The 13,328-nt window shown below is 36.7% G+C and carries 11 protein-coding genes; 3 read left to right on the top strand and 8 right to left on the bottom strand.

The window, feature by feature from the left end:
* Positions 1 to 69 precede the first annotated feature (69 nt).
* From BN1066_RS09520 to cyoE, 3 genes are all read right to left on the bottom strand, one after another.
* On the bottom strand, positions 70 to 2,715 hold the full coding sequence (locus tag BN1066_RS09520; RefSeq protein WP_077319222.1) for a cation-translocating P-type ATPase: 2,646 nt from the start codon (positions 2,713 to 2,715) through the stop codon (positions 70 to 72).
* Between the two features lie 45 nt (positions 2,716 to 2,760).
* The gene (locus BN1066_RS09515) at positions 2,761 to 4,098 is read right to left on the bottom strand and encodes a hemolysin family protein (protein ID WP_077319221.1); all 1,338 of its coding nucleotides are present in this window, start codon (positions 4,096 to 4,098) and stop codon (positions 2,761 to 2,763) included.
* Between the two features lie 169 nt (positions 4,099 to 4,267).
* Positions 4,268 to 5,158, bottom strand: coding sequence for a heme o synthase (gene cyoE, locus BN1066_RS09510; RefSeq protein ID WP_077319220.1), 891 nt, complete (start codon positions 5,156 to 5,158; stop codon positions 4,268 to 4,270).
* A gap of 522 nt (positions 5,159 to 5,680) precedes the next feature.
* On the opposite strand from cyoE, the gene ucpA reads away from it, so the two are divergent.
* Positions 5,681 to 6,472 (top strand): SDR family oxidoreductase UcpA, encoded by a 792-nt coding sequence (gene ucpA, locus BN1066_RS09505; RefSeq protein WP_077319219.1) that lies wholly within the window; start codon positions 5,681 to 5,683, stop codon positions 6,470 to 6,472.
* A gap of 133 nt (positions 6,473 to 6,605) precedes the next feature.
* Here the strand turns inward: ucpA and BN1066_RS09500 are convergent, their stop codons facing one another.
* The gene (locus BN1066_RS09500; RefSeq protein WP_077319218.1) at positions 6,606 to 7,592 is read right to left on the bottom strand and encodes a LacI family DNA-binding transcriptional regulator; all 987 of its coding nucleotides are present in this window, start codon (positions 7,590 to 7,592) and stop codon (positions 6,606 to 6,608) included.
* 139 nt (positions 7,593 to 7,731) lie between these two features.
* On the opposite strand from BN1066_RS09500, the gene BN1066_RS09495 reads away from it, so the two are divergent.
* Positions 7,732 to 8,586 carry an HAD-IIB family hydrolase gene (locus tag BN1066_RS09495; protein WP_077319217.1) on the top strand — a complete coding sequence of 285 codons (855 nt, stop codon included), beginning with the start codon at positions 7,732 to 7,734 and terminating at the stop codon, positions 8,584 to 8,586.
* Positions 8,587 to 9,033: 447 nt separating this feature from the next.
* Here the strand turns inward: BN1066_RS09495 and BN1066_RS09490 are convergent, their stop codons facing one another.
* The 4 genes from BN1066_RS09490 to BN1066_RS09475 form a co-directional block, all read right to left on the bottom strand.
* Positions 9,034 to 9,558 carry a hypothetical protein gene (locus BN1066_RS09490; protein WP_077319216.1) on the bottom strand — a complete coding sequence of 175 codons (525 nt, stop codon included), beginning with the start codon at positions 9,556 to 9,558 and terminating at the stop codon, positions 9,034 to 9,036.
* A gap of 116 nt (positions 9,559 to 9,674) precedes the next feature.
* Positions 9,675 to 10,019, bottom strand: coding sequence for a hypothetical protein (locus tag BN1066_RS09485; RefSeq protein ID WP_077319215.1), 345 nt, complete (start codon positions 10,017 to 10,019; stop codon positions 9,675 to 9,677).
* Positions 10,020 to 10,850: 831 nt separating this feature from the next.
* Positions 10,851 to 11,306 (bottom strand): nucleoside deaminase, encoded by a 456-nt coding sequence (locus BN1066_RS09480; protein ID WP_077319214.1) that lies wholly within the window; start codon positions 11,304 to 11,306, stop codon positions 10,851 to 10,853.
* 59 nt (positions 11,307 to 11,365) lie between these two features.
* Entirely contained in the window at positions 11,366 to 11,824 is a 459-nt protein-coding gene (locus BN1066_RS09475) for a GNAT family N-acetyltransferase (protein WP_077319213.1), read from the bottom strand.
* Between the two features lie 642 nt (positions 11,825 to 12,466).
* Here BN1066_RS09475 and BN1066_RS09470 point away from each other — a divergent pair.
* Positions 12,467 to 13,162, top strand: coding sequence for an ankyrin repeat domain-containing protein (locus tag BN1066_RS09470; protein ID WP_342745600.1), 696 nt, complete (start codon positions 12,467 to 12,469; stop codon positions 13,160 to 13,162).
* The last annotated feature ends 166 nt before the right edge of the window (positions 13,163 to 13,328 follow it).

The following is a 13,328-nucleotide window of genomic DNA, read 5'->3' as shown; positions in this document are numbered from 1 at the left end:
TTTTTATATCCCTAATTAATGAAAAAACAGCTAATGTTAAAACACCAGCTGTTTTTTCGCCGTAATAAATTAACTTTTAGGCACGCGATGAAATATCTTTTTTGCTAGTTCCATAAAAATCACTGAGACAATGGCTAAGCCTGTCGCAATCGCCCATTCTGTCAGTCCAAATGCTGGAGGAATATTAAAGACACTTCGAGCAAACGGTAAAACAGTTATACCATACAACACAAATCCGAGTAAAACAGCTCCGATTACGTATTTATTGCTGAAGAAGCCGATTTTTATAGATGTTTCCGTATTTGATCTGGCAGCAAATGTTTGGACAGTCCTTGAGATAATTAAGGTTGTAAATGCCATTGCTACGCCCATTTCATTAGAATGAGATAAACCAATATAGAAAGAAATGACGACAGCTGCGGCAATTAAAATACCACGTGTTAAGACCGTTCGTAGGGTGCCGCCTGCGAATATTCCTTCATCTGTTGGACGTGGCTTACGCTTCATCACATTCGGTTCAGGTTTTTCCATACCAAGTGCAATGGCAGGCAAGGAATCATTTACCAAATTAATATAAAGTAATTGCAATGCAGTAAACGGGTTTGGCAAATTAAATATAACAGCGTATAAAATAGCGATAATCGCTCCTAAATTCCCGGCAAATAAATAACCAATTGCTTTTTTAATATTGGCATATACTGTTCTCCCAACCTGTACTGCATTTACAATTGATACGAAATTATCATCGGTCAAAATCATGGCCGAAGCATCTTTGGAAACATCCGTACCACTTCCCATGGCAATCCCAATATCCGCTTGTTTCAATGCTGGAGCGTCGTTAACCCCGTCTCCAGTCATAGCTGTAACAGCACCTTTTCGTTGCCAAGCACGAACAATGCGAATTTTATTTTCTGGAGATACACGAGCATATACTGAAATTTGATCCAGTTTTTCATCTAACTCTTTATCTGACATATCATCTAGTTCTTTTCCAGTAATCGCAATATCATTGTCTCCCATTAAGCCAATATCCCGACCAATTGCTTGAGCTGTTGTCTTGTGGTCACCAGTAATCATAATCGTACGAATTCCCGCCGATTTTGACTCTTCAATGGATCCATAAACAGCTTCTCTTGGTGGATCCATCATCGCAGTTAACCCAACTAATACAAAATCATATTCATCATCATGAGATAACTCCGTTTTATCCTCTGGCAAGCGTTTATAGCCATATGCTAATACTCGCAGTGCTTGGTTCGAAAACTCTTCATTTGCTCCTTCAAAACGAGCAAGTAAATCATCAGTTAATGGCTGCTCTTCCCCATCTATAAATACATGACTGGAACGGTGAAACATTACATCTGGCCCGCCCTTTGCCAAAAGGAATTTTGATCCATTTATCGTATGCACAGTCGACATGAGCTTACGATCAGAGTCAAACGGCAACTCCGCTTCTCGGGGAAAGTTTTGTCGCAAAACTTCATAATCTTGACCATGCTTATTAGCAAAGTTGATTAAAGCAACCTCAGTTGGATCCCCCACCTCCTGCTTGTCTTCATTAATGTAAGAATCATTACATAAAGCAGCAATATATACAAGCAAGCGCTCTGCTTTATTCCAATCATCTAGATTTTCTGGCAGGCGTTCATTTTTATTAAATGGTAAAAAATGATCGGTAACTGTCATTTTATTTTGCGTTAATGTTCCGGTTTTGTCTGTACAAATAATACTCGTCGACCCTAATGTTTCTACAGCAGGCAATTTACGGATAATAGCGTTTTGCTTTGCCATTTTATTCGTTCCCACTGCCAGCACAATCGTAACAATCGATTGAAGGGCCTCAGGTATTGCAGCAACTGCAATCGCCACAGAGAACATAAGTGCATGTAATAATGCTGTTGTTGTGTCTGCTTCACTATCCCCAAGCCAAATGCGCGCTGCCTGTACAGCAAAAATGGCAATACATAAGATTAAAATTCCAATCCCTAGCTTTTTACTAAAGCTATTCAGTTTTAACTGTAATGGTGTCTCCTTCTGTTCCGCTGTAGATAACATATCAGCAATCTTACCAACTTCTGTTTTTGCACCTGTACCAGTGACAACAAAAGTTCCACGCCCATATACAACTAACGAGCTAGAATACACCATATTCCGTCGATCACCAATAGTAACCTCTTCTTCGATTGCTTCGGTCGTCTTTTCTACTGCTTCTGACTCCCCTGTAAGCATTCCTTCATTAACTTTTAGAGAGCCGCTTTCAAGTAACCGACCATCAGCCGGAACATAATCACCTGCCTCCAAATAGACAATATCCCCTTGAACGAGCTCTTTAGCAGCAACCGTCTGCTTAACACCACCTCGGATTACCTTCGCTTCTGGAGCAGACATATCCCGCAAAGCTTCTAAGGAACTTTCTGCTTTTCGCGTTTGCACAACACTAATTACTGCATTGATAATTAGCACAAGGAAAATAATAAGTGACTCTACCCATTCTCCAAGCAATATTTGTACACCTGCAGCAGCCAAAAGCACAATTACCATAGGATCTTTAAATGTTTCTAAAAATAGCTTCCAAGTTGGTACTTTTTCTTTATCCTCAATTTCATTAAAGCCGTCACGCTTCAGACGAGACCGTACCTCTTCCTCTGATAAACCATGTTTTGTTGATTCAACTGCTTCTAGAACATCTTCTATTTTCCTTTGGTAAAATTCCATTTTTAATCTCCTTGCATGTCCAATTTTGCAAATGTTTACTAGTTATTATCTACTGCTTTCATTATCCGTATTCTTTGGTTTCACACGAGTGATCAGTAGCTTATCAACGAGTACTCGATCCATATCAACGACTTCCAATTTTAGATCTGCTACATAAACGCTATTCCCTTCCTTAGGGATATTTCCTATTTCATTCGTAATAAAACCTCCAAGTGTTTGAAAAGAGGTATTTCTTACAATTTCCTCATCTACCTCATCTTCTAAATCAAAATAACGTAAAAAGGCATCAATGGATACTTGTCCATCAGCTAACCAGGACTGATCATCCCGTTTAATAATCGTTGCCCGTTCCCTACCTACTCCGCTAGATATTTCACCAACAATCACTTGCATAAAATCATATAACGTAACAAATCCTTCAATGCCACCATACTCATCCACTACAACCGCTTGATGATGACCGGATGCTTTTAACGTTTCTAAAGCTTGAAATACCTTAACATGCTCTGATAAAATTAATGCTTCTTCTATACAATCATTAATCGAAAATGCTTCACCTGCATATAGCTTAGAAAATACTTTATTGGTGCTTATAATACCCAAAAAATGATCCAAACTCCCCTTTCCTACTGGAAAACGGGAATGTTCACTCTGACTAATAATTTTCATATTTTCCTCAAAACTGCTTTCTACATCAATCCATGTCAACTGAGTTCGAGGTGTTAAAATATCACTAAGGCGTTGATCTCCCATATAAAAGATTTGATCAACCATTTCATGCTCGATTGGCTGAACACTGCCACTATGAACACCTTGCTCTACCATTAGCTGAATTTCTTCTTCCGTGACATCGGGTTCATTCGTTTTCTTTACCCTGAGTATCTTTAAAACGAAAGAAGTAGATTGATCTAAAACCCAAATAAGCGGCTTACCTATTTTAGAAAATAAGTACATTGGTTTTGCAACAGCAAGTGCTACTTTCTCAGGGTTTGTTAAACCGATCTGCTTTGGCGTCAACTCTCCAATTACAAGTGTCAAAAATGTCGTCAGTGTTACTACTAACACCATACTTATTTCATTGCTCCAAGGTTTCAAAAACGTTATTTTGCTCAGATAGGCACTAAGGTCATCAGCTATAGCGGCTCCCCCAAAAGCACCGGATATAATACCAATTAGTGTAATACCAATTTGAATCGTAGATAACAGTTCATTGGAATTTTCAGCTAAGTAAAGAGCAGTTTTTGCGCGACTACTACCTTCTTTTACTTTTTGTTCCAGCCTAATTTTTCTTGATGTAACAATACCAATTTCTGTCATGGCAAAAATGCCATTAGCAATAATTAAAATGAAAAGAATAATAATTGATGCAGCCAAGTTATCCATTTATACACCTTTCCTTTTTTTGCCTCTTACGATTATTTTGCCACAATAAAATTGATATTCCCATTATTATAATCAAGTATGCACAAAACAACGATTATTTTATTCTAATCTTAGCTATACAAAAAGCCAAGCTGACATATAGAGTACTGTAACAGCTTGGAATGTTCAATTACAAATCGAAAATAATACCCATTAATGAATAAATAATAATTGTAGAAAAGAGCACAGTCATATGGATAAGCGAATAAACAAACATCGATGTTGCCCATTTTTCCGAATTAGCTCTAAAACGGTATATACTAAGTGTTAACCATCCTACACTTAATAATACCGCAACCAGCATCAATCCCAAACTTAACGTCCCAAACAAAAAACTAATGGCAAACATAATTAATAAATAGACATTTGTTTGAATATAGGTTCGCTTTACTCCTTTTACAACGGGAAGCATCGGGATTTTTGCCGCTTCATACTGCCTATGATTACGAATAGCGATGGCGTAGAAATGAGGCATTTGCCAAATAATCATAACTACAAAAAGACCGATGATTGCAGGGTGTGTTATATCTGGATATACTGCTGCCCAACCGATAAGCGGCGGCATCGCACCGGAAATACTGCCAATCTCCGTATTATACACGGTCCTACGTTTACTCCACATGGTATAAGGGATTACATAAAGAAACAGCCCTAAAAAAGCTAAAAAAGCAGCCAACCATGTTGTTAAAGCAAGCAGTACAATTCCACTAATACTCATGATCACACTAAGCCATAGTACTCCTATTGGCTTAATTTCCCCAGTTACGGTTGGACGAGACTTAGTTCTGTCCATAATAGCATCGATATCTCGATCATATAGATTATTAAAGGCCCCAGCAGCTCCAATTACTAAAGCAGTTCCCAGTAATGCAAAAATAATTTCCGGAAGTTTTTCCATTAAACTTATTTGATATGTATATAATGCTAAAGTAAAACCGGCGAACATAGGAATAAGATTCGATCGAATAATGCCCGTTTTTACTGTCTTAGCAAAAATACTTGCCCATTTTTGCTTTGGCACCTAAGATTTCCTCCCCAATTCATGATAACTTTCTTCCCCTTAAAACTATAATTCATACCGCTATTTTTACTGCTACTTAGTAGAATCTTGATAATAATATGATTCCCCTAATGAAGCAAGCGTTTATTCCTACGGTAACATTACAAGAAATAGTTAATATGTTGTTTTCGTTAAAAATACATAGATACTTAAAATCCAATCAGACATTGGAAGTAACTCCAAGAATGACCTGCCTCCATTATACGCTAACAACCTATATTTAGCATGTGAAAAATATGTGAAGGCGGGTGCAGTTATTAGTGTAAAATAGATGACATAAACCTTTCACTAATAGAGGTTTTCAGTAAACTATTATCCAATACGCAGTTAAAAACTTGTTAAATCCCGAAACTTTGTCATTTATACATTTAATAGTCTTTTTAAACATTAACAAACATTTAAATAAAAGCTTCCGAAATGGTTAATAATATTTGCTATACTAGAAATGGTGAAACATCCATCATAATGAGGAGGTAGTTTTAATTGAAGAAAATGGAAGGAAAGATCGCAATTATAACTGGTGCAGCAATGGGAAATGGTAAAGGAATTGCAGAAGTCCTCGCAAAGCATGGTGCTATTACCGTCTTATTAGATGTTTCCAAGCAGGTACATGAAACTGCTAAGGAATTATTAGACAATGGGTTTGAAACTATGGCACTTCAAGTAGATGTTACGAAAAAGGAAGACGTAAAAGCTGGTATTAAAAAAGTAATTGAAAAATATCAACGTATTGATGCGCTTATTAACAACGCAGGGGTAGTGCGTTTAGAAAATTTTGAGGACATGGATGATGAAACAAGAGATTTCCATTTTAACATTAATATTAACGGGGTTTGGAATGTGACAAAGGCTGTTCTTCCATACATGAAAAAAGCAAAGCAAGGCAGAATTGTAAATCTATCTTCTGTAACCGGAACCATGGTTGCTGACCCTGGTGAAACAGCATATGCCACAACAAAAGCAGCCATTCTAGGCTTTACTAAAGCACTAGCTAGAGAAGTGGCGCCTGATAACATCACTGTTAATGCTATATTGCCAGGTTATGTCTTAACGCCAATGGCAGAGCAAATGGCAAAAGAAACAAATCCGGAAAATCCTCAAGAAGTTATCGATGGTATCGCTAGTGGAGTGCCTTTAGGACGCTTAGGTAAAATAGAAGAAGTTGGCGAACTCGCTGCTTTCTTAGCCTCTGATGAATCCAGCTATATTACAGGTACATCCATCGTTATTGACGGAGGAAGTACGTTACCAGAAACTGTTTCTGTTGGTGTATAAAGCAAGTTATTTTAATTAACATTGATTAAAACTTCCATCCATGTGGGCATTCTTTATGCTCACATGGATGGTTATCGAAATGGCTGTAATTCTCTTTAGTCTTAATTACTTAGTTACTACATGCCCTTCTAGGTTAAGTCGTGTGACGTTCAATCATCCTGCCTCGATAGCTTTTCTTTCTTGGTGGAAAGCTTTCGCCGTTCATTCTATTCGTTAAGCAGGCAACCGCATCAGCTACCATTTCCTCTATATTGTTTTGAATACTGGTTAATTCCGGATATGTCGTCTTACAAATCGGGTGATTATCAAACCCAATAATACGGAGATCATCTGGTATGATTATCTTATGTAATCTGGCTGCGTGCAGTATACCGGCGGCAACAAAATCACTGCCAGCTATAATTCCATCTACCTCTAAACCTTCTTGAAAGAGTTTGTTCCCTAACACTATCCCATCTTCAATCGTTCTTATCCCATCAAATCTGTTTTCAGTTGGGCACGATAACCCACGGTGTTCATGTGCTTTTTTAAATCCGCTCCAGCGGCTTTGCTGTAATGGTGTTAACATTGAATCTGCACAGAAATAGATATGTTGACATCCCTTATCTAACAAAAATTCCGTTGCCTCAAAAATAGCATCTTCTTCATTTAAGCCAAACACATCAAGAGCCGTACCGGAAAATTGTTCATTACACACAATGACAATATGATCATCAATCTTATGTTTAATTTCTTTTTCCGTATATAAAGAATTCGTAATAATTAAAGCATCCAACTCTTTATGCAACAGCTTATCGTACATTTCCAATTCATTTTCACGTTTGAATAATGTTTCATGGATAATAATTCCGTAATTATATTTTCGAAAGCATTGAATGAAAGCACTAACAAGCTGACTAAAGTAAGTAGCATCAATGGTTGGAACAACAATACCAATCATTCTGCTCTTTTGTGTTCTCAGTTTTACTGCTCTGGCATTTCGTACATACGAAAGTTCTTGAATTGCCTCCATTACTTTCTTTTTACTAGCCTCGGAAACATGTGGATGATTGTTAAGAACCCTAGAAACTGTAGATTTAGAAACTCCACTTCGCTTTGCAATATCCAAAATCGTGGGCATTTTTTAACACCTCTATTTTTATTATTGACACGGGAACGTTCCCAGACCGTATAGTAAATGTAGATGAAGTAGGGCTTCATGTAAAAAGCTAATTAGAGAGCCTATAACAATGAGCAAAACTTTTTAGGAGGTTTTTATAATGACATCTACATTTCCTTCAACCAATAAAACGAATTATCTTATATTATTTGATTTCGATGAAACCTATTATCCCCACAAGCGTAGCCAATCTCAATTAGAGAAGTTAATGGAATTAGAAGACTTTCTGTATATATTAGCACGTGAACATCAAGTTAAAATTGGTTGGATTACTGGAAGTAGCTTAGAACATATTCGTTATAAAATGGAGCTGGCAAAGCTAAAATTTTACCCACATTTTATTGGCAGTAATCTAGGTACAGAACTGTTTTTTATAACAAAGAATGGGGATTTTCAAACATCTCCTGAATGGATGAAAAAAATAAAACGATCTGGCTTTTCCAGCGATCAGGTTCACCATCTTTATAATGAATTAAAAAATACGTACGGTATTCAATTACAAGAGCAAACACAGCATGGCCAAAGCCCGTATAAATATAATTACTATTATTATATGGAGTCTGATGTGCGAACCGAGTACGATTTACTCATCATTAAACAGCAGGCTAAAAATCACAGCATTCAGGTAAACATAAATCGTTGTAATCCAAAGGCCGGCGATCCCGAAGAAGCGTATGATGTTGATTTTATTCCACAAGAAACCGGTAAAGCTGCCATTGCCGCATTTGTAAAAAATTACTATAATGTCCCGTACAACCATACGATAGCTTTTGGAGACAGCGGCAATGATATCGATATGTTAAAGAGTGTAAAACATGGATACCTATTACAAAACGCTACCGACGAAGCAAAGTCCTTGCACCAGCAAATAGCCCCAAAACCTTACGCTGAAGGAATACTCTATGTTTTACGCAACTTATTTACAACTAAGGAAGTGGGTAATGTTTGTACATGAGGCTTTGACTATCAGAGCCATAAACAATGGCTGTTTCTGTATCCACAGAGGATTAGTATATGTTCCATATTTACTAACTGTTAATCGTACTACTAAACTTTTCTAATTTATAAAAAACCTTGACCTGAGGAATCACCTCATCACCTAACTATAAGTGAAACTCATACAGAAGTACTTTTTTCCTTGAAGTAAAACAAAGGCTAAAGTCGCAATGCCCTTGAAAAAATCGCAATGTATCGCTGTCGTAGTCCTTTGTATCCTTGAATAAAGAAAAGCACTTTTTCAGCGTGCCATGCTTATTCAAGAGGCTTTCCCTGTCCTGTCAACCTGAATTTGCAGTAGGACCTCCACTTATCCTCCTGGGTTTCATGGAAGTGTGGAGGTCTTACCGCAGTTACATGCAGGATAAACTAAATTTTTGACGATTGCTCCTACAGGTAAAGTAACTTAAGATGATTCATGTACCTTTTCCGTTGCTTTCCCTTTTGTTGCGACATGCTCATGCATCAGCTGCGATAACTGCTGCTTCAAATCTTCAGACATAATAACCACTTGCCTAAAACCTATCCTAGTTTTAATTTTTAACACATACCCACCATTTGCCTCCTTGTATTGACCATAGTACCTATGATTTACATCTATTGGTGTAAAAGAAAATTTATTTATTCTTTCCCAAGGAATAAAACGGGTGCCTAATAATAACCCATCGTCTATTACTGCAAATAGATTTAATTGTAACATCAAATATGAATAGATCAGAAAAGCCAGCATAAACAGGTAATGATTCGATGCAAGAGCCTCCGTAATCATACCAATACTAAACATTGCTGCAATAAATAAAACTGCTAGTATATTTAAAAGAAATCCTGATTTTTGATATTTATAAGTAGGATTATCCACTGTTTTCTGAGGGTACTTCCTCAATGCTTTCACTTCTTGTACATTGCTTGGAAAGATGATCGTCTGTCGCATTTTCACCAACACCTGTATAAGTCTAAACATATAGTACAAAATGGCAACCAGTACAGTAAACTCGATTATCCTATCCAAACGAATCACCAGCCTTTTATACCGATTTTATTAAATAGTTAACCCTTTATACGTTCATACATCTTCACGGTCAATGAGGGTACATAATCAACAGCATAGGAAACACCTAGCTCCCGCTTTAACTTTTCTGTTAAAATCAGACCGTTTTCATTAAATTGCTTTTCACGTTCGCTAGCATGTGGAAGCAATTTATCTGTTTCCCAATCGATCCATTCGCCATATTGGAATGCCCAATTAGTTAATTTATTAGCTAATTCCTTAGAAATCGGCAAGTCTTCGCTGTCTAAATTACAGCCACATAACTTACACCAAATTGGATCAGATCCAATATCGCCTTCTAGCTTTAAGTTTATAGTTTTACCACTTTTACAGCAACAGTCCATTGCCGCACCCCCATAAAATAGTTACTATCAATAAATATAATATAAATTTAGATAAAATGAAATTTCCTTCTATAAGGAGGCGTTTCCTACCATTTTATCAAAATAAAACAAAATCCATTGATTAATGGTAAATAGAGGGGTTATTTCTGGTTAAAGGGATAACAAGAAAATATTTCCATATTAAGCAAAGGAAACACGCTAAGACAAATTTAAAATAGGGTTTTTAATGATTGGACAAGATTCGTAAAAAATAACATCGTAATTAATCCAATAAAAAAATGTGTCCGTTAAAGCACCATCAAAAATATAAAACACAAAAGAAAATTAAAATACACCTAGATAAAAATCCAAATTAGAAAATTGACCAATAATTCTTCCTCATTTGATACTTATACGATCCCCTTTTGTTTCCCATATAACATGATACTTTATACCATAAATCCGTATGGCTACTTTTTCTATATCCACCCATAAATTCACAACAAACTTAGTATGGACGAATAAAGACAAGGTTAAAAGCGGATAACGTCTAAGACAGTGGAGTTAGACCACACAGTTGTAAGTTAAAGTTTACATCCTGTATTTCTGGACTTATTGATTGATGATAAAGTGAATCTTCAATCAGTGGGGGCTTTTTATCCTCCACTTATCCTCCTAGATTTCACCTGTAGCATGGAAGTGGAGATTACTGCCATACGTACAGGATTCATCTATCTCATGTGAAATTAAACTTAACTCCCCAATTAACCGACTTAATCATAAGCAGGAGCTATATTAGTATCATAGATATATGAAGATTTTGTAAGGGTTCTCCAAGTTTTTATGAGTTTTTTAAGAAGACTGTTTTTTCCAAAGCTGCATTGGGTCCACCTGACCTTCTCGCAATGGCATCTGCACCATAGAAAGAGAACGCTCCTCCTTAGGATTTTGCAAATCTTCATAAATCTCTTTTGATTTTCCTAACCCTGCTCTAGCCGCGTCATCTAAAGAAGCACAAAAAAATACTTCTTTAATCCCTGCAAAATACATCGCCGTCAAACACATTGGGCATGGTTCACCACTTGCATACATCGTATAACCTGAAAGATCGTTTGTTTGTATTTGTTTTTGCGCACGTCGAATTGCCAATAATTCTGCATGACCGCTAACGTCGTAGGTTGTATGCAGTTCATTTACACCTTCTGCTACAATTGTTTCATCTTTAACTAGAACTGCTCCAAACGGCTGACCACCTTCCCGAACATTCGCTACAGCTAGTTCTACTGCTCGTTCCATAAATTTATCCATTTCCATCCCTCCATCTAATACTGAATTTATTTTCAACCTTTTCCGCTCGCTAATTGCATTTATGTTTGTAAATCTAACGATAGACGAACCATATCCCTGCACTGTATTCCATTTTCATATATGGTCTCTGGATAATGCTTCAGAAAGTAGTCTTTTTCAATACTAACCATGTTAAATCCACATTTCTGATATAAAGCTAACTGCCCTATACTAGAGTTTCCAGTACCAACTTCTATTGTTTTGCAGCCTTTTTCCTTTGCCACTTTGATTGCATGTCTGAGTAATTGCTTTCCGATTCCTTTTCCTTGCTCTTCCTCTCTTACTGCAATATTAACTAGTTCGATAGTTACGGGTCTTGTTGGCAGCAGGACATACACACCGACAACTTGCTCCCCGATTTCTGCAATATAGCATTCACTTCTAGCAAAATAAGTTTCAATCATTTCCTTACAAGGATCTGCTAACAGCAACAACTCGAGTGGCATTTGTTCTTTTATATCTAGCCTCCGAATCTGCATTTTCTATCTCCTTAAATAACAATTCTTTTTCTAAACATACCATATATACAACATAAAATCAGTTAATTTTCTTATAAATTTTTAATGAAAAAGATAATAAAGTGAATCTTCCATCAGTGGGGTTTTCTTTCATCCCCTACTGATTGTTAGAATGAACATAATCTGGCAGTTAAATCCTCCACTTTCCTCCTAGTTTTCACCCCGTAGTATGGAAGTGGGATAAACAAATTGCCAGTTACTTGCGGGATAAGCAGAAATCCGAAGCTTCAAAATTTCGAGGGACAGAACAGTATATACAGTTAGAAACATAAAAAACAAAACTGCTAGAACATTGATCAGTCCTGACAAACGCTAAAATTCCGATAAGGAGGCTGTCCGATCCAAAGTGGGAGTGAGCTACCTTGAGTACTAAAAAACACAGAGACATAATAGGTTTAAATTTTAATATAGAAATTATCCACAATGAACAAATTTTATAATTTCCTAACAGCCAAAAGACTTTGCTCAAAACTTCCAATTGCACTTAGGACATTCATTCCATTCGCTTTCTTTACCACAACCCAAATCAATGTATTTTGTTGAATCTTTTGAACTTTCTTTAACAATAGACACATGTTAAACTAAGTTTATCAGGAGGTTAAAATGAAGTATAAAACGGTTATTATTGTATTGCTTAATTTAATTATTTTTACAGCTTGTACAAGCAACAATGATTCCTCTAAATCAAATGATAAGAAGGTGAGCGATTTGAACCAAGCGTTCATTTATTCAGCTGAAAAGGGAGATACCGCAAAAGTGACAAAACTTCTTCAGGACGGAGCAAATATTAATACAACTAACGAGCAAGGTACTACTGCTGTCTTAGCAGCTACTTACAATAATGAAATAAACACAGTAAAAGCACTTATCGATCAGGGCGCAGATATTAATATTCGGGATAACAACTTAAATAATGTACTTTTGTATGCAAGTGCCGAGGGATTACTAGATATTGTAAAGCTAGCAATAGATGCAGGAGCTGATACCTCGATTACGAACAGATTTGGCGGAACTGCGCTAATTCCAGCTGCAGAACGTGGGCATGTTGAGGTTGTAAAGGCATTACTCACTCGTTCAGAAATAGATGTTAATCATATTAATAATCTTCATTGGACTGCGTTAATGGAAGCAATTATACTTAGTGATGGCGGAAAAAAACATCAGGAAATCGTTCAACTGCTAATCGATCATGGAGCAGATGCTACTATTGGTGATGAGGATGGGATTACTCCATTACAACATGCCGAAAAACGTGGATTTCATGAAATAGCAGAAATACTAAAACAAGCAGAAGCTTAGTATTTTATTCGAAAAACTAAGCTTATCACCAAGTCTTTATGGCGAAGGCTATCGTTTTTCTTATACGATAAAGTGAAACTTCATTCCTGTGGAACGCTTTTCACACGGAATGTTAGTACCACAAGGGTATGACCTAAATGCCCTTGAACCAATCGGGCATTTAGGT

The organism is Virgibacillus proomii, assembly GCF_900162615.1.
Taxonomy (GTDB): Bacteria; Bacillota; Bacilli; order Bacillales; family Amphibacillaceae; genus Virgibacillus; species Virgibacillus proomii.
Note: the sequence above shows the minus strand (reverse complement) of the source record. Positions and strands in the feature narration are given on the sequence as shown.